Origin of the sequence: Holdemania filiformis DSM 12042 (assembly GCF_000157995.1) — a bacterium.
In the GTDB taxonomy this organism is placed as follows: Bacteria; Bacillota_I; Bacilli_A; order Erysipelotrichales; family Erysipelotrichaceae; genus Holdemania; species Holdemania filiformis.
Window position 1 is genome coordinate 116,065 of sequence record NZ_GG657551.1, and the last position, 16,531, is coordinate 132,595.

Sequence of the window (16,531 nt, forward strand, 5' to 3'; positions counted from 1 at the left end):
TCAATCGCTAAAAATCAAAAATTTTTATGAAAAGTGTTTCATCCAGTTCAAGATTTCCCGGGACTCCGCCGGCGTTATCAAAGCCCTTCCTTCACTTCCCCTTTCTAAAAAAAAGAAGGCCTTTTAAACAGACTTCCTCGGATTTCATAGGTAGCTGAAAAACAATTTCCCCCATGAGTCTTCCCTTTTCATCCTCACGGAAAAGAAAAAAGGAAATTGAACATGGCTGTCCGATTTCCTTGTGTATTTCCTTAAGCTTTCATATCTATTAATGGAATAAATTCTTTACCCGATCCCAAAAAGAAGTCTTTACTTCCGGCTGTTTTTCCACCGTCGTTGTTTTTTCTTCCGGCAGTTTAATTTCATCCGTCTTCATGATGAACTTCACCGAAGTTTCCATCGTGTCCGCAGCGCCGGCGTAGCTGCGGTATTCCTTCGACTGATCCAGCGCCGCTTTCGCGGTATCGAGCACATCGTTCAGATCGTCCATCGCATCGGTGACTTTCCCGCTTAACTCGTCGATTCCTTCACGGCTGAATTCGTCGACGCCGTCGTTCAATTCGCCGGTTTTCTCCGCCAGCTCCTGCGTCGCGTCTTTAAACTTATTGATTGCGTCGGTAATATCCCCGGAAGCGCCGTTCAGTTTATCCAGCCCGGCATTCATCGCCGCCGTTCCGGCCGCCAGCTGATCTGTGCCTTCCTTCAGGTCCTTTAAGCCTTCCGGCAGCTGCTGCAAGCCGGCCAGCGCGTTTTTCAGTTCATCGACGCCGCCGATCTGTTCGATCATGCCGTTGATGTTGTTGATCATCGCCGTCATTTCCGTCGTCAGCTGCTGCGCCTGGCTCATCAAGCCCGCCATTTCCTGAACCTTCGCGCTCATCGTATCCTGCACGGTCTGAGCGATCTGATCGACCGTTCCCACCGCCGCCTGCTTACCATAACTACTCATCGTATCGACGCCGGCATCCACCGCCTGGCCTAAGCCGGCCGTGATCATTTCCTGCGCTGCGCCCAGCTGAGAGTTCAATTGTTCGCCGACTTTTCCCGCAATCGCCTGAGTTAAGTCTGGAATTTGCTCCTCAGCCACGCCCTGTTCCGCCAGCGCAGAGCCAATCGCGGAGACTAACGCGTTCTGATCGATTTCCACATTCACCGGCGGTAAATTCTGTTTTACGCCGGCCCTCACCTGCTCGGTTACGCCGGCCCAGGTGTTGTTAAACGCCTCGCTCTGACCGGCTGCCCGAATCGCATCGCCGGTTGCCTGCGGCATCGCTGCCAGCGCCTGCATACTGCCGGCCAGCTGTTCCATTAACGCCGAAGCGCCCTGCAGCTGCGTCAGGCTGCCGTTCAGCTGTTGAAGCAGTCCCATCAGTTGTTCGTCTGTCAGATTGTAATTCTGCAGCATCGCCGTTAACTGCGTCTGGATCTGACCAACGCCGCTGGACAGCTTCTGCGCCCCTTCCTTCAGCGCCTTCGATGAAGTCGCGGCAGTATTTAACCCGTCTGAGAATTCCTTGTATTTTGACTGGAATTCTCCCATCTTATCGTTCAGTTCGATATTCGCATCATGCAGCTGCACCGTACCGTCTAAGATCTTCGCCGTGGCGTCCTTCAGATCATCGACACCATCGGTCAGCTTATCGAGATCACTGCGGTCGACCTCCTTGTCTTCCAGATTGGAAGTCCCGGCCGCAGCCAGAAGAATCGACGGCATTTCAAAGTTTTCCACATTCGCCGTGATCACGAATTCATCTTTCAGCTTATCCTTCACGTCATCCAGCGCGCTGACGTCGGAATCCCTCAGCATCTGGCTCATCCCCGACACCGTGGCCAGGGCGACGATCTGATTCTTCGATTCGTTCAAAATCAATCCGTCTTCCGCCTTTACATCCTTAAACGTTTCGGTCGGCAGATCGGTGACAATCGCGCAGGGGAACAGCGTGGAAATGTATTTCGTCTTCCCATTGATCGTTTCCGTCGTTTCCAGATGATTGATCAGCTTGATCGTGATCGTCAGAGAGCCGCTCTGGCCGACAATCTCGTGCGGATCTACAGTCTTGCCATTGAATTGGTAGCTGACCTCCATCGTTAACGGCAGTTCCGCCGTCGTTGTGCCCTGGTAGTACAGGTCATGCTCGTCGGAATTCCATACCAGCGATGTGCCGTTTTGTTCAGGCAGATCATCGCCGTTGATATTCTTGATATTTTCCAGGATACTCTGATCCGCTGTCTGGCGGAAACCCTGTTCGTTATGCAGCCATTCGCTGACGGTCGCGGATTTCAGCTGTCCCTGCCAATCCAGAAAGGCATAGACGGTTTCTTCCTTTTTCGTACCTTCGTCCGGCTTGTCCTCCGCCCGGACCGGCGTGCACAGATTCAGCGCCAGCACCCCGGAAAGGGCCAGCGCCAGCCAACTTCCTTTTTTATTCATCGTGATTTCTCTCCTTTTTTATTCAGAAATTGAAATGATGTTTTTTCGATAACGCCGCCGAAGACCATCAACAAGGCCGGCAGCACGAATAGAATGACCGCCATGCTGATCAGCGCACCCCGCGCCAACATGCCGCACAGCGAGCGGATCAAATCGATTTTGGAAACCAACGACACGCCTACGGTGGCCGCGAAGAAGCTTAAGCCGCTGGTCAGGATCGATGAACTGCACGCGTAGACCGCCGTCTGTACGGCCGCTTTCCGCTCCTTGCCCCGCCGGCGTTCCTCCTGATAGCGCGTCATCGTCAGAATCGCGTAGTCGATCGTCGCGCCCAGCTGGATCGTCCCAATGACGATGCTGGCGATAAACGGTATCGTTTCCCCTTGGAAATAAGGAATGCCCATATTGATCGTGATCGCCATTTCAATCGCCGCGACCAGCACAATCGGGACGCTAATCGACTTAAATGAAATTGCGATGATCAGGAAAACTGCCAGAATAGAAACAATGTTGACCATCTGAATATCGTGATCGGCGATCAGCACCAGATCGCGGTTCAGCGCGCCCTCCCCGGTGACTAACGCCGTCGGATCGATCGCCTTGACGCGGTTTTCCAGCTCGGTGATCTGCGCGTTTTGTTCGTGCGTCGCCGAGGTGTAGCTGGAGTTTGCCATGATCATCTTCCATCCGCCGGCGTCGAAGACGGAACGGATGCTTTCCGGAAGCATGTCCTCAGGAATCCCGGCGCCTAAAAACCGGTCTAACGTCGCAACAGAATTGATCCCGTCCGTCGTTTCAATTGCTTCCAGCACAGCGTCCATCTGCGTGCTGCTGAGCTGATCGCTGACGAGGATGAAGTTCGTCGTCGGCATGTCGAATTCATCGCGCAGCTTCTGTGTACCGGCGGTGGATGTCAGATCCTGCGGCAGCGAGTCCAGCAGGTTGTAGTACACGTCGGTTTTTTTCTGCGCCGCGGCAAACGGAATCAACAGCGCGACGGCCGCGATCAGAATGCCTTTATAGTGGGTTGTCGTAAAGTTGGCAACACCTTGCAGCTTGGGAATTAAAACCTTGTGCTTATGTTTGTGAATCGGCTTATCGAAGACCAGAATCAGCGCCGGCAGAATCACCACGGCCGAGAACACGCCCAGCACAACGCCCTTCGCCATGACGACGCCCATATCGGTGCCCAGCTTCAAATCCATGATGCACATCGCTAAGAAGCCGGCGATTGTGGTCAGCGAACTGGCGCTGATCGCGGTAAAGGTGTTGACGACGGCTTCGGTCATCGCTTCCTGACTTTTCAATCCCTTATGCAATTCCTCGTCGTAGCGTTCCAATAAGAAGATCGAGAAGTCCATCGACACCGCCAGCTGCAGAATCGCCGCCAGGGCGGAGGTGATATAGGAAACCTCGCCTAAGAAAATATTGGTTCCGAAGTTATACAGTACGGCGTACAGGATCCCCAATAAGAAGATGAACGGCGCCACACTGTAACGTAAGCCCAGAAATAAAACGACTAAGGATAATCCGACCGCGACCGCCACATACAGCGGCAGTTCCTGTTCGATCAACATTTTCGTGTCGTTGATGACGGCCGCCAGACCGCCTAAGAACATCTGGGAATTCATCAGCGATTTAATCTCGTCGACGGCCTTCAGCGTCCGGTCGGATCCGTTGCCTTCCTCAAACGTAACCATCATCAGCTGGCAGTCGCCGTTATCCAGCATCCCCCGCAGGTCTTCCGGAATCATTTCCGAAGGCATGGTCTGTAAGAAATCCCCCAGCCACATCGCATCGCGGACGCCGTCGATCGCGCGGATTTTGTCCGCGATCCGGTCGACCTGTTTCTTCTCCATGTTTTCAACGGTAACAATCGCCATACTGGCGGAATGGAATTCCTGATCCAGGATGTCCTGACCCTCGATGGAATCCAGCTGATCCGGCAAATAGCTCAAAATATCATAATTGATGCGGGTGTTGATATAGCCGATCAACGACGGAACCAACAGCACCGTAGCCAAGACCAGAATCAGAATTCGTTTTTTTACGATCTGTTCTGCAATTTTTCTCACTGCAGATCACTCTCCCTTTCAAATGACTATCGGTCATTACGTCAGACAGAATACCCCCGAAATGACTGATGGTCAATAGACGGATCGGCCATTTTGTCTAACGGATTGACTTTTAGTCATTTTGATTTGACACTGCTTTAAGGTATGTTACAATGAGGCAGAGGAAGTGAGTTTATGGCCCAGCGTACATTAAAACAACAGAAAGAACAGAAGCAAGGCGATCTGTTAAATTCCGCGTATCAGTGTTTTCTGACCAAAGGCTTCGCCAAAACCACAATTGACGATATCGTCCGCCGTGCCCAGGTTGCCAAAGGTACGTTTTACCTGTACTTTCATGATAAAGAAGACATCATGAAACACCTTGTCATCCAGATCAGCTCGCAGATCGTCATCCGGGCATACACAAAAACAAAGGAACGCAACATCCCGGATTTCCTGCCGGCGGTCTTGTGCTTCATCGATACGATCATCGAGTATTTCAAAGCGAATAAAGCGGTGCTGAAACTGATCGAGCGGAATTTCTCCTGGCCGTTAGTGATGGAATATCTCAGCGAAGGCAATCAGGAGGAGATCACGCAGATCCTGGAGGAATTATTAAATTATCCGCAGCTGCGGCGGTTTGACCGGGACGAGGCGTTCCGGATGATCTACATGATTGTCGAGCTGGTCGGCTCGGTCTGCTACACCTCGATCATCGAGGAACAGCCGGCGCCGATCGATCACCTGAAGCCGACGTTATACCGAATGGTGGAGAAAATCCTGATTTAAAGACAGAAAACGCAAAAAAGCGAAACCGACGGAATTCCGGCAGGCTTCGCTTTTCTTATAGTTCAAATTTACTTGTTTGTCTTGCTTATTTATTTTGTTTGCTTCATTGGGCTGCTTTACCAGTGGGTTTCACTTGTTTTTCTTGCCTGCCCGTTTGGTCTTTTACCCTTTTTCTATAAGATTTGATTCAGGTTGCCGTCCGCGTCGCTAAGCAGTGCTTCCGCTTCACAACGGCTGACATGCTTCAGTTCCATGATCAAGGCTGGTTTGATCTGATAATTACACTCGGTCAGCCGCGCCTGCGCCGTTTCCAGCGTACAGCCCGCAGCCTGAGTCAGAATGTAGGCCAGACGGGCGCGCATCTTGTCGCTGACCGGGGGCACGTTGATCATCAGATTCTCATACACGTTGCCCAGCTGGGCCATCGTCACCGTCGTGATCATGTTCAGGATCATCTTCTGGCAGGTTCCCGCCTTTAACCGCGTCGATCCGGTAATCACTTCCGGGCCCGGCGTGGGCGCCATGACCCGATCGCAAACCTCACTGACCAGCGAATGCTTGTTATTGACCAGTCCGGCGCAGGGAATCCCCTGCTTTTGGCACCAGGATAGCGCGCCGATGACATACGGCGTCCGGCCGGATGAGCTGATTCCGATCACAAAGTCCTTAGCCGTAACCTCCCGGGCCTGTAAATCCAGCGCGCCGTTTTCCGCGCTGTCCTCCGCGCTGCCGTCGGTCTTCATAATATCGGTAAAATTACCCGCCACGATGGATACAAATTCGCCGTGGGTGCCGAAGGTCGCGTTGGCCTCGTAGGCGTCCAGCATGCCCAGATAGCCGGAATGCGCCGCACCGGTAAAGATGATCCGGCCCCCGCGCCGCAAAGCGGCGATGCACTGTTCAATTGTTTCGTTGACTTCCGGCAGAACCTCTCTGACCGCTTTTGCGCAGGCTTCGTCTTCCTGGTTCATCAGCGCCGTGGATTCCGCGACGCTCATGTGCGGCAGATTCATCGACGCGGGATTGCGTTCCTCGCTGGTCAGCGTCATTAAATTATCGCGCATCAGAAGATCCCGATGATCGCGCCGACCGCCGCCACAACGATCAGCAGCGCCATGACTTTCGTCGCTTTGACTTTCTTGTTCTTCAGCAAATACAGCGTCCCCAGCGTCAGCGCCAGCGGAAGCAGGCCGCGGAACAGCTTGTCAAGAATATCCGTCTGCACGCTCATGCCGGCGCCCTGGATGTTGATCATCAGCGGTGTCGACACACTGACAAACCCTGCCGTCAGCGCACCCATGACAATTGCGCCCAGAGCGCTGGCCCCGGTGATCACCTTTTTGATCAGATTGCTTTCCAGAATCCGCTGCAAGCCTTCCTTGCCCAGCTTGTAGCCGGTCATCCAGACATAATACGCGATGCTTAACATGATCCCCATCATCAAGACGGCATAGACCAGCGGTCCGGCCAGACTGCCGGAGGACGCCAGCGAGATTCCGATCGAAAGCAGGATCGGCGTCAAGGTTCCCTGCCACAGCGTATCCCCGATTCCGGCAAACGGTCCCATCAGACCGGTTTTAATGCCGTTGATCGCCTCATCGGAAATCGGTGCGCCGTTGGCCCGTTCTTCTTCCATCGCGATGACCATGCCATTGATCACGCCGCCGAAGTGCGGTTCCGTATTATAGAACTCCATATGCCGCTGGACCGCCGCCTTGTATTCTTCCGGGTTGTCCTTGTACAGTTTTTCAATGATCGGCGCCATCGCGTGGCAGAAGCCCGTGCCGGCCAGCCGTTCATAGTTATAATTGGCGTGAGAGAAGAAGGTCCAACGCCAGAAGGACTTCACAACGTCCTTCTTACTCAGTGTTTTCCGTTCTGTATTCTGTTCCATAATCGTTCCCTCCTATCCGTTCTCTTTCTGCAGCTGGGTGTAGAACCAGGCGATGATGAAGCCCAGCACGGCAATGACGATCGTATCCAATCCGAGATATACGCTTAAGATAAAGCCAAGCATGTAGAAGGCCATACTGTTGGGACGGCTGATCGAGCGCAGATTCATCGCCACGCCCAGGGCCGGCAGCACGCCGCCGATGACCTGCAGGACATGCAGCACGTCGTTGCTTAACATCGCAACCAGGCGCGCCATATAATCCGCACCGAAATATGCGCCAAGCATGACCGGAATAACACTGATCGCAAACGCCACGATCTGCGGCGGAACAACATGCAGGAAGCAGACCTTCTTCAGATCGCCCTGCTCGGCCGCTTTATCCGCCATGTGGACAAACGCGACGTCAATCGTCATGTGCAGTACCCAAACCACTGTGCCTAACAAGCCAAACGGAATCGCGATCGTGATCGCGGTTGCCGGATCGACGTTGCCGACGATCGCAAACGCCGTGCCCAGCACCCCGGCCAGACCCGGATCCGATGGAATCGTACCGCCGGCTGAAATAAACGCGATGTACGGCAGCTGAATCGCCGCGCCGATGATGACGCCTTCCGCCGGATGCCCCAGAATCAGGCCGACCAACGTCCCCGCTACTAACGGCTTCTGAAACAAGCTGGCTGAACCGAGGACGGTCGTCCACGGCGTTCCGATGATGCCCAGATAATAAACGACGCCCATCAGAAAGGCTTGAAACAACGAAATACTCACATCCATCACCTCTTCTAATTAAATAAACCGTTTGAAATCCATTGCCGGATCTTCCGCTACCATCTGAATTTCAACCTGAATCCCGCGCTGGATCAGCTGTTTCAGCTGATCGATTTCCGCTTCGCTAGCCGAGATATTCTTATAGACCGTTTTCCGTCCCGGCTTAATCCCCATGCCCCCGATATTAACCTTCGCCAGCTTGACGCCGCTGTCCGCCAGATGGACGTAGGCTTCCGGGGTCTTCGCTAAAATAATCGCTTTGTCATGATCCTGCAGTCCGGCAATCACCGCCGCGCTGTCCGCCACTGTCGTCACCTGCGTCACAATGTTGGCAGGAACCAGCGTTTTGATGATCATCGTCAGAAATGAATCGTTAGCGGTAACGTCGTCGATGACGATGATTTTGTTAGCACCGGTATAATTCAGCCAGGACGTCATGACCTGTCCGTGAATCAGCCGGTCGTCGATACGGGCCAATACGATACTCATCTGTTATTCCTCCTCTGTCAAACTCTGAATCCGGGCCCCGGCGTCAAAGATGCCGCCGCGGCCGTTGTCCACAGCCATGGCGATCAGCTGGCTGGCCGTCACGCCTTCGCGGTTCGCCAACACCGCCTGCAGAATCATCGGCAGATTGACGCCGACCACCACCTGCAGCGAATACGCACGCAAAAGCCGAATCGTCTGGTTGCACGGCGTCCCGCCGAACAAATCCAGCATCACCACCACTTCTTCATGACCGCGTTGGTGAAACTGCTCGACCTTGTCGGCGATCAGCTGACCGAACGCCTCGGGATCCTGTCCCGCGCGCAGCCCGACGCTCTCCACAAAATCATGCTTGCCGGCGATCATTTCGACCGTTTCGCGAAAAGCCTCGGCCAGATTGTGATGGGTTGCTATGAGAATGCCTGTCACGTTGTCCCTCCTTTCTTTTTATGAGGAAATGCAGATCATCGGTTGTATCTGCATTCTATCATTCCTGATTCCTGAAAACGTTTTATCCTTTACACGGTTGCTTCGTGCAAAGTCAAAATTTGTCGAGCAGCGCCGCCCGGAAGACAGCGATAAAATTTTCATAGGTACTCTCCCGCAGGATTTCATGGATCTGCTGAGGACTGGAAATCAGCGAGGATAAATACGGCCAGAGCTGAAACGCCTTGGGGTTGTTCATCTCCGTGGACACTAACAGGACGATCCGAACCTTTTGATCTTCCGTCCAGGCGACCGGCTTGTCCAGCACGGCGACGGCGATGAACGTCTGGGCGGTAATCGGATAGAGCGGATGCGGCATTGCGACCTGGCTGCCGAAATAAGTCGAGCTCAGCTTCTCCCGTTCCAATACCAGTTCCTCAAATTTCTTCGGCAGATGATACGAGCGGGACGCCATCGCGATCAGGCGCGCCACGATCTCCTGACGGTTCTTCGCTTGCCCGCGCCAGAACAAATCGCTGGAAAACCGGGACAGAATCGAATCGACGCTGTCGTAGCCGTTGATCGCCAGATTCATCTTGGCAAAATCCTTCTCGCTGGGAAACAGGCTGATCCGCACCGCAGCGCCGCGGGTGACAGTGTCTTTGGTTTCCGTGGTGAACAGCGCGTCATAAGCCCCTGGATCGATCCGGCTTAAGTCCAGCGGATTCACAAAATCCAGCTGAAGCAATTGTTTTCGGAACCATTGATCGATCTTCTGCCGCAGCAGAATCGTTTCACTCGGCTTAAGACGGCTGATGACCAGAATTTTCTTGCCTTCGGAATTCATTGTGATATTTTCCAGGCCGTAATTAAAATACAGCGTGAAATATGCGGCTTCATCTTCGCTGATGCGGACGTGGTAATGATCGTCGATCAACAGGCTGAAATAATTCGCGATGTCAAAAGCAAACGGAAAGGTCTGCTTAATTTCCGTCAGCAGGACGTTTTTTAACTGCCGGTTATTCTGCATGCGCGAAAGCAGCGGCACAAAATGAAGCGCCAGAGCGATTTTCAAATCGATGCTGCGGGTGAAGTCGACGCCGTATTCGACGTGGATTTTTTCCAGTGAATCCATGATGAAGGCGTTGATTTCCTCCGAGACGCCGGAATAGTCGTCATAGTCCCGTTTGCCGCGCAGATTTACGGCAAGATAGTTGATTTCCTCACTCAGCCGGGAAACCGGCACGCTTGTGCAGCGGCGCAGAATATCGCCCGCGATCCGCGTTTCCTTCTCTCCGCCGTTGCGTTTCGTCGTGCCGGCTTCGATAAAATAGCCCCGTTCGATCCGCTGCAGCGTCAGAAGCAAATGGAGGATCAGACTCTCCAGCAGCACTTCGCTGATCTTGTATTCATTTTCCAGAAAGATTTCAACAAGCAGTTCCTTGAGGTCTGTGATGCGTTTGAGATTAGCCTGGGTTTCGTGGGCTTCCTCCATCATGGAATAAATATCTTCCCGGGCCAAGCAGGTCCGTTTGTCCGTTTCCCGACCTTCAACCCGATAGCCGCTGCCGGAACGGTACGCCAGCTCCAGATTGTACTTGTTCAGTATTTTCCGCACGGCTTTCAAATCCAGGTACAGTGTGGAATCGGAGATGTTCAGCTGGGTCTGCAATTTCCGCTTGCGGACATAGCCTGAATGATCGAGCAGATTCAGCAGAATCGTTTTGATCCGAATCGGTTGTTCATTGAGCGCGGCGTTCTGCGATGTCTTCTGCATGCGGTCCAGCAGCGCCGCAGCCTGCGGCGGGTCATGAATAATCAGCTGGTAGCCCTTGGAGGGCAGCGACGTCAGCTCCAGGGCCGGGGAATGCTTAATTTCCAGGCGGATCGCCGCGATCTCGCTTTTGACGGTACGCACGCTGATGCCGTGGGCTGCCGCAAGCGTAGCCGCGGAATGATATTGTCCGCCATTCTCTGCCAGCCAGCGCAGAAGGCCTTGCTGACGCTGTGTCAGCACGATTGCCGCTCTGCCGCTTCCGCAGAGCGTTTGATTTTAAAAGTCCCGGTACTCTGCGGCGTTCCCGTTTGAAAACGCGGCGTCCGGCAGCGTTGAGATGGGGTGAACTGTTTCTGTTTCATAAGCTTTCTCCTTCCCAAGCTCATCTTAGCATAAGCCTTTTCCTGTTTTGTTAATTCGTGCAATCTGGTGCTTGAGCTTTTGCACGAATGACCGTGCAGGGAAATAGAACATTGAGGATCTTTGATTGAGGAAAGGATTGAAAAGGTCTTCCGTTATCGCCGAAAGACGCCTTGGCTTCGGGCTTGGATTTCATGATTTTTCAGCGAAAAAGCATAAAAAAACAGCCCTGAATCTCAGGACTGCTTCTTACCCTATTTACAGTTCAACTTTTTCCAGATCGTTATAGGCGATCTCCGTCGGCGTTTCCCGGCCGAACAGAATACACAGAACGGTTGCGGTCTGGGTGTCGTCGTTCATCGCGTCGATCGAGCCTTCGATGCCGCTGAACGGTCCGGTCAAAATCTTAACACGGTCGCCCGTCGTAAAGTTGACGCTGACCTTGCGGTCGCTCATGCCGATACGGCGCAGGATTGAATCAATTTCTTCCGGGGAAACCGGGAACGGCTTCGCTCCGCCGCCGCTGGATCCGATAAATCCGGTAACGCCCGGCGTATTTCTGACAATATACCAGGCTTCGTCCGTCATAATCATTTCCACGAACAGATAACCTGGGAACAGGTTGTGCATTTTTTCTACTTTTTTGCCGTTTTTGTATTCGATCTCCGGTTCCTCAGCGACCAGAATGCGGAACAGATAATCGGAAATGCCCATCGTGTCGACACGACGCTGCAGGTTTTCCTTGACCCGATTCTCATGACCGGCATACGTATTGACGACATACCATTCTTTCTTGGACTCTGTCATAACTTAAGCTCCGATCCCGATTAATTTGAGGAAGAAGGAAACGAAAAATTCACAGGCGACGAAGAAAACGCCGAAAAATGCGCAGAAGATCAAAACTTCCATTGAATTTCCGCCCAGTTCTTCTTTCTTCGGCCAGCGAATTCGCTTGACTTCTTTGGAGATACCGCTGAAACTAAACCATTTTAACATATCTGTATCCTCCTACTTCGTTTCTTTATGAAGTGTATGTTTTCCACATTTTTTACAAAATTTCATCAGTTCAAGACGTTGATTATGCGTCTTGGGATTCCGGTGTGTAACATAGTTGCGTGAAAGGCACTCTGTGCATGTCAGAATCACTTTTGTTTCTTTCGCCATCGAGGTCCCTCCTTACCGTGCTAATCCACTTTACCATAAAGAAAAGGGCTCGTCAAATAACCCTTAACTTAAGCGGATTATAGCACCATCCCGCCGGCTTTTCAAGCCTCTTCCGAAAATTTGCTGAGGATGTAGTCCAGTTTCTTTCGAATCCGCCCCAGCTGGTTGCCATAACTCTTCCGGGAAATATTTAAAATCGCCGCAGCGTCCTGATAAGACGTGTTATCCAGCGACAGGCACAGAATCTGCCATTCCCGCGGGGTGAAGTAGCGGCGCAGTTGTTTGACCTGCTTCGACGCTTCGTTGAGCGTGAAACGGTAGACCGGATCAAAGAACCGGTCGTTGGATACCAGCATATCCGCCCTGTAGGTCTCCCGGTCTTCGCCGACCATGATATCCAGGGAATCGCAGGCATAAAACGCGGCGTCGCTGGAGCATTGTGAGTGCCTGTATATCGTCAGCAGCCGTTTCCGCAGGCAATTCTGCAAGTAAGTCTTAAAGCTGCAGGGATAATCCTCACGGTAGCTGTCGGCGGCGCTGACCAGCATCATCCGGCTTTCCTGTTCCAGATCTTCCTTATACGCGTCGCCGGAAACAGAACAGTTCTCGAACTGTCCCAGCCGGAAAATCATCCCGCAGATCATCGGTTTGTATTTGTTCAGCAGGTTTTCCACTGCCCAGTCGTCCTGTTGACGGATCATATACAACAATTCATTGTCGGTGTACACTTCCTCAGTCATCCTTGTTCCTCCTGTTATTTCAGAGGGAAACGTTTCGCATGAATCTGATAAAGCAAGACGGCGCAGGCCACCGAAGCGTTCAGCGAGGAGATCGTGCCTTCCATCGGCAGCGTCAGCATTACATCGCATTCTTCCTTGACCAGCCGGGAAATGCCTTTGCCCTCCGAGCCGATCACCAGTGCCACCGGTGTGTCGAAAGCAGGCTGACGGTAATCCTGGGCATTGCGCATATCCGTACCGTAAACCCAGTATCCCTTTTCTTTCAACTGTTTCAGCGTCTGGGTCAGATTCGCAACCATGGCGACCGGCACCGTTTCAATCGCGCCGGTGGACACCTTGGCCACTGTCGAATTCAGCGATACCGAGCGGTTCTTGCGCAGAATCACACCGTCGGCTCCGACCGCGTCGCACGTTCGCAAGACCGCGCCGAGATTGTGCGGATCTTCCAGCTCATCCAGAATGACGATCGTTCCCAGCTTCCCGCTCGGGATGCGTTCCAGCATTTCTTCTACGCTGACCGTTTTGTAATCCTCGCAATACAGCGCGATCCCCTGGTGATGCGTATCCATGCAGCACTTATCCAGCTCCTTGCGGCTGACCCGCTGGGTTGGAATTCTGCGGTTTTTCAATAAGGTTTCCGCCTCCGGAAACTTTGCCCCTTCCGCCACGAGTGCTTTCTCAACCTTTTTCTTGCTTTTCAGGATCTGCATTACTGCGTTTTTCCCATAAATCCATTGTGCCATACTTTGACCTCCCGTTTCGTCCTGGAATTGTCCCATTTTTATTCCAAATCGTTTCATCCTCGTGAAACTGCTTCTTTATTTATACAATGGGAAACCCGGAAAAGCAATTGAATTAGCCAACAAAGCCTGGATAAAAATCAAGGCCCTGACGATTCTGTCTTACTTTTTTCGTCGGCCGCCTACCCTGCGGTTTCATGCTTTCCCTGTTCTGCCTACAGAAAACGTTCGCCCTTTTGTGTTAAAGACGAACGCTTCTTCATTCTGGTTTTTTATTGTCTTTAATCTTATGCCGTAAGTTTGGATTCCAATCCGACCGTCGGCCTGACCTGTTCCCAAATCTCGCGCAGCCGCGCCGTTTGACCGGTCAGATGCCACCAGCCGGTCAGCGCTTCAAAGCCGGTTGAAATCCGATAGATCTGCACGTCGGTGTTCTTGGGAACGCTGCCGCTTTTAAAGTTGCGGCCGCGCCGGAAGATTTCTTCCTCTTCCTCACTGAAAGCCCCGGCGGCATGCAGCTGTTCATAAAACCGCGCCTGCGCCTTGGCGCTGACAAAGTTCACGCTCAACCGCTGCAGATCCTTCGCCCGGCCATAACCCAGCTCGACCAGGTATTCCCGCACCAGCAGCGACCAGACCGCGTCGCCGATATAGGCCAGCGTACTTCCGGATAGCTCGTTAGGCTGCATTACATCAGACCTCTTTCGATCAGAATCGCCCGTTTAACGTCCGCCTGGGCAAAGTCCTTTGCGGCCTTGGCTGCGTTCCATTCCGCGAACACCTGCTTGTCGTCTTCGCTCAGCGTCACTTTCGGCAATCGGATGCCCAATACCTCCAGCATCTTTTCCAGAGCGCCGACTTCCGCGCCGACCTGATCCCATTGGATTTCACGCTGACGCAGCGCCTGATTCAGCTTCTTTACCGTTTCATAAATTTCAGCATAGCCATTCGGCGTGTTGAGATCATCGTTCATCGCGTCAATAAACCGCTTCACCGCGTCTTCATCACACCCAGTTACCGTGACATTCGCCAGCTGGCTCTTGATATACGCCTGTTTCATCGGCGTTCTGACTTTGTCCAGTTCCTTGCGGGCAGTTTCGATGGTTTCATCCGAGAAGTTCAGTTCTCCCCGGTAATGCACGCTCAGCATCAGCCAGCGCACTAAATCCGCACCCAGCTTTTCAATGACGTCCTTTGCCCAGGAAACGTTGCCCAGCGACTTCGACATTTTTTCACCGTTGATGTTGATCATCGCATTGTGCAGCCAGTAATGCGCAATGGAATTGTGGAACAACGCCTGCGACTGAGCGACTTCATTTTCATGATGCGGAAAGCGCAGATCCATCCCGCCGCCGTGAATGTCGATCTGATCGCCGAATTCCTTATGGATCATAACGACGCATTCCGTATGCCAGCCCGGCCGGCCTTCGCCCCACGGCGACTGCCATTTGATGCCCATATCCGTTTCTTTCCACAAAGCGAAGTCCAGCGGATTTTCCTTTTTTGTGTTTTCCTCGATCCGCGCCCCGACCTGCAGGTCTTCCAGATTTTGCTTGGAAAAGCTTCCGTAGGACGGCACGCTGCCGACGCGGAAATAAACATCCCCGCCGACCTGATAGGCATGGCCGGTTTTGACCAGCTCGTCAATGAAATGAATGATTTCATCCATCGTTTCCGTTACCCGCGGGGTCGCGAACAGCGGTTCTGTGTTCAGACTGTCCCGGACCTTCTGATAGGCTTCGATATAGCGGGCGGATACGACGCCTTCCGCCACGTTTTCCTCATGCGCTTTCTTAATGATCTTATCGTCGACGTCCGTGTAGTTGGACACGTATTTAACCGTGTACCCCTGCGCTTCAAATAAACGGCGCAGCGTATCGAAGACGATGATCGGCCGGGCGTTGCCGATATGGGCATGGTTATACACCGTCGGCCCGCAGACATACATGCTGACCTCATTTGGTTTCATCGGCTTGAATTCTTCAATTTTCCCCGACAGGGTGTTGTAAAGACGAATACTCATCACTTTTTCCTCCTTGGTTTCAGATTCATTTCCTTTGACTGCAGATGCTTTCCAGAATGTTTTCCACGTTGTCAGCCCGCTGGTTTTCCACAAAAAAAGCATCTCTAATTTAAAAGACGCTTCAGGCGCGGTTCCACTTTTATTGAACAGAGATGATCTGTTCCGCTCATTCTTCCGTTAACGCCGGCTGCGTCCACCCTACTGAATTTCAGGCTGGCCCTCCAAGAGGCATTCGTCCGGACGCTCCCTGGTCTTTTCACCGGCCAGACCTTCTCTTGACGGAGCTTTCACGGATTACTCGTTCTTGTCCTCGGTTTTTTGTTCTTTCTTATTCTACCACTTTTTGCTCAGAATTTCTTTCTTTTTCATCTCATATTCCGCGGAAGATAAGATTCCGTCGTCATATAACGATTTCAGCTTTTTTAATTGTTCCGCCGGATCCGAGGCTGAGTTCCATCGGGACTCGTCCGTCGTTTCCGTTACAATCTCATGTTCCGCAATACCGCCGCGCTTCAGCGCGATCACCCCGTAGAGAATACTGGCGATTCCGCCGATCAAGCCGAAGGCGGTGAAGAACAGAGCCGGATTCATGGAAGGTCCGCCGAATCCCATCCCCATTCCGTCCAGATGAAGCAGGTTTGGGACAAAAAGTCCAAATAAGATAAACGCGATACCGGCGATAATATTGCTTACCGCGCTGGAACGTGTTGTACGGATCTCTGTTTTTCTTCTCATTGCCGCGGCCTCCTGACCCTTCAGGTCTGCGTTTTTACTCTTGCTTCCAGTATATCACAATCCCGCTGAATCAGCCATGTCCGCCGTCACATCCTTTTTAGGCAGCCTGAAGGCTGCCTAAATATCAATTTCTTCCCTGCAGAG

Annotated in this window: 18 protein-coding genes and 1 other annotated feature; of the genes, 1 reads left to right on the forward strand and 17 read right to left on the reverse strand. The window is 52.6% G+C overall.

Annotated elements, in window-relative coordinates; all coding sequences use genetic code 11:
• Window positions 1-268: 268 nt before the first annotated feature.
• Together HOLDEFILI_RS00525 and HOLDEFILI_RS00530 are read right to left on the reverse strand one after the other, a co-directional pair.
• Window positions 269-2,431, reverse strand: coding sequence for a methyl-accepting chemotaxis protein (locus HOLDEFILI_RS00525; RefSeq protein WP_006057342.1), 2,163 nt, complete (start codon window positions 2,429-2,431; stop codon window positions 269-271).
• A complete protein-coding gene (locus tag HOLDEFILI_RS00530) occupies window positions 2,428-4,506 on the reverse strand; it encodes an efflux RND transporter permease subunit (RefSeq protein WP_006057343.1) in 2,079 nt (692 codons plus the stop codon). The genes HOLDEFILI_RS00525 and HOLDEFILI_RS00530 overlap by 4 nt, the downstream gene beginning before the upstream one ends.
• Before the next feature lie 174 nt (window positions 4,507-4,680).
• Here HOLDEFILI_RS00530 and HOLDEFILI_RS00535 point away from each other — a divergent pair, with 174 nt between their 5' ends.
• A complete protein-coding gene (locus HOLDEFILI_RS00535) occupies window positions 4,681-5,274 on the forward strand; it encodes a TetR/AcrR family transcriptional regulator (protein ID WP_006057344.1) in 594 nt (197 codons plus the stop codon).
• 173 nt (window positions 5,275-5,447) lie between these two features.
• Here HOLDEFILI_RS00535 and HOLDEFILI_RS00540 read toward each other — a convergent pair whose 3' ends face one another.
• The 15 genes from HOLDEFILI_RS00540 to HOLDEFILI_RS00605 all read right to left on the reverse strand — a co-directional run bounded on the left by HOLDEFILI_RS00540 (window position 5,448) and on the right by HOLDEFILI_RS00605 (window position 16,387).
• Entirely contained in the window at window positions 5,448-6,338 is an 891-nt protein-coding gene (locus HOLDEFILI_RS00540) for an N-acetylmuramic acid 6-phosphate etherase (protein ID WP_006057345.1), read from the reverse strand.
• Complete coding sequence (locus HOLDEFILI_RS19065) at window positions 6,338-7,168, reverse strand: PTS system mannose/fructose/sorbose family transporter subunit IID (protein WP_006057346.1); 831 nt, start codon at window positions 7,166-7,168, stop codon at window positions 6,338-6,340. The genes HOLDEFILI_RS00540 and HOLDEFILI_RS19065 overlap by 1 nt, the downstream gene beginning before the upstream one ends.
• A gap of 12 nt (window positions 7,169-7,180) precedes the next feature.
• Window positions 7,181-7,942, reverse strand: coding sequence for a PTS mannose/fructose/sorbose/N-acetylgalactosamine transporter subunit IIC (locus tag HOLDEFILI_RS19070; RefSeq protein WP_006057347.1), 762 nt, complete (start codon window positions 7,940-7,942; stop codon window positions 7,181-7,183).
• Window positions 7,943-7,954: 12 nt separating this feature from the next.
• Window positions 7,955-8,425, reverse strand: a complete 471-nt coding sequence (locus HOLDEFILI_RS00555; RefSeq protein ID WP_006057348.1) for a PTS sugar transporter subunit IIB — start codon at window positions 8,423-8,425, stop codon at window positions 7,955-7,957.
• Window positions 8,426-8,428: 3 nt separating this feature from the next.
• The gene (locus HOLDEFILI_RS00560; RefSeq protein ID WP_006057349.1) at window positions 8,429-8,851 is read right to left on the reverse strand and encodes a PTS sugar transporter subunit IIA; all 423 of its coding nucleotides are present in this window, start codon (window positions 8,849-8,851) and stop codon (window positions 8,429-8,431) included.
• Window positions 8,852-8,963: 112 nt separating this feature from the next.
• Complete coding sequence (locus tag HOLDEFILI_RS00565; protein WP_006057350.1) at window positions 8,964-10,865, reverse strand: BglG family transcription antiterminator; 1,902 nt, start codon at window positions 10,863-10,865, stop codon at window positions 8,964-8,966.
• Entirely contained in the window at window positions 10,859-10,987 is a 129-nt protein-coding gene (locus HOLDEFILI_RS20350; protein ID WP_006057351.1) for a hypothetical protein, read from the reverse strand. The genes HOLDEFILI_RS00565 and HOLDEFILI_RS20350 overlap by 7 nt, the downstream gene beginning before the upstream one ends.
• A 256-nt stretch (window positions 10,988-11,243) precedes the next feature.
• Entirely contained in the window at window positions 11,244-11,792 is a 549-nt protein-coding gene (gene nusG / locus HOLDEFILI_RS00570; RefSeq protein ID WP_006057353.1) for a transcription termination/antitermination protein NusG, read from the reverse strand.
• A gap of 3 nt (window positions 11,793-11,795) precedes the next feature.
• Window positions 11,796-11,981: a preprotein translocase subunit SecE gene (secE, locus tag HOLDEFILI_RS00575; RefSeq protein ID WP_006057354.1), complete on the reverse strand. Its 186-nt coding sequence runs from the start codon at window positions 11,979-11,981 to the stop codon at window positions 11,796-11,798.
• A 12-nt stretch (window positions 11,982-11,993) separates the two neighbouring features.
• Window positions 11,994-12,149 carry a 50S ribosomal protein L33 gene (rpmG, locus tag HOLDEFILI_RS00580; protein ID WP_006057355.1) on the reverse strand — a complete coding sequence of 52 codons (156 nt, stop codon included), beginning with the start codon at window positions 12,147-12,149 and terminating at the stop codon, window positions 11,994-11,996.
• A gap of 101 nt (window positions 12,150-12,250) precedes the next feature.
• The gene (locus HOLDEFILI_RS00585; protein WP_006057356.1) at window positions 12,251-12,889 is read right to left on the reverse strand and encodes a sigma-70 family RNA polymerase sigma factor; all 639 of its coding nucleotides are present in this window, start codon (window positions 12,887-12,889) and stop codon (window positions 12,251-12,253) included.
• Window positions 12,890-12,903: 14 nt separating this feature from the next.
• Window positions 12,904-13,632: a 23S rRNA (guanosine(2251)-2'-O)-methyltransferase RlmB gene (gene rlmB / locus HOLDEFILI_RS00590; protein ID WP_039863555.1), complete on the reverse strand. Its 729-nt coding sequence runs from the start codon at window positions 13,630-13,632 to the stop codon at window positions 12,904-12,906.
• A 284-nt stretch (window positions 13,633-13,916) separates the two neighbouring features.
• Entirely contained in the window at window positions 13,917-14,318 is a 402-nt protein-coding gene (locus HOLDEFILI_RS00595) for a Mini-ribonuclease 3 (protein WP_006057359.1), read from the reverse strand.
• Complete coding sequence (gene cysS, locus HOLDEFILI_RS00600) at window positions 14,318-15,646, reverse strand: cysteine--tRNA ligase (protein WP_039863598.1); 1,329 nt, start codon at window positions 15,644-15,646, stop codon at window positions 14,318-14,320. The genes HOLDEFILI_RS00595 and cysS overlap by 1 nt, the downstream gene beginning before the upstream one ends.
• A 115-nt stretch (window positions 15,647-15,761) precedes the next feature.
• Window positions 15,762-15,972 (reverse strand) — a binding site (T-box leader).
• 13 nt (window positions 15,973-15,985) lie between these two features.
• Window positions 15,986-16,387, reverse strand: coding sequence for an SHOCT domain-containing protein (locus HOLDEFILI_RS00605; RefSeq protein ID WP_006057361.1), 402 nt, complete (start codon window positions 16,385-16,387; stop codon window positions 15,986-15,988).
• Window positions 16,388-16,531: the final 144 nt, after the last annotated feature.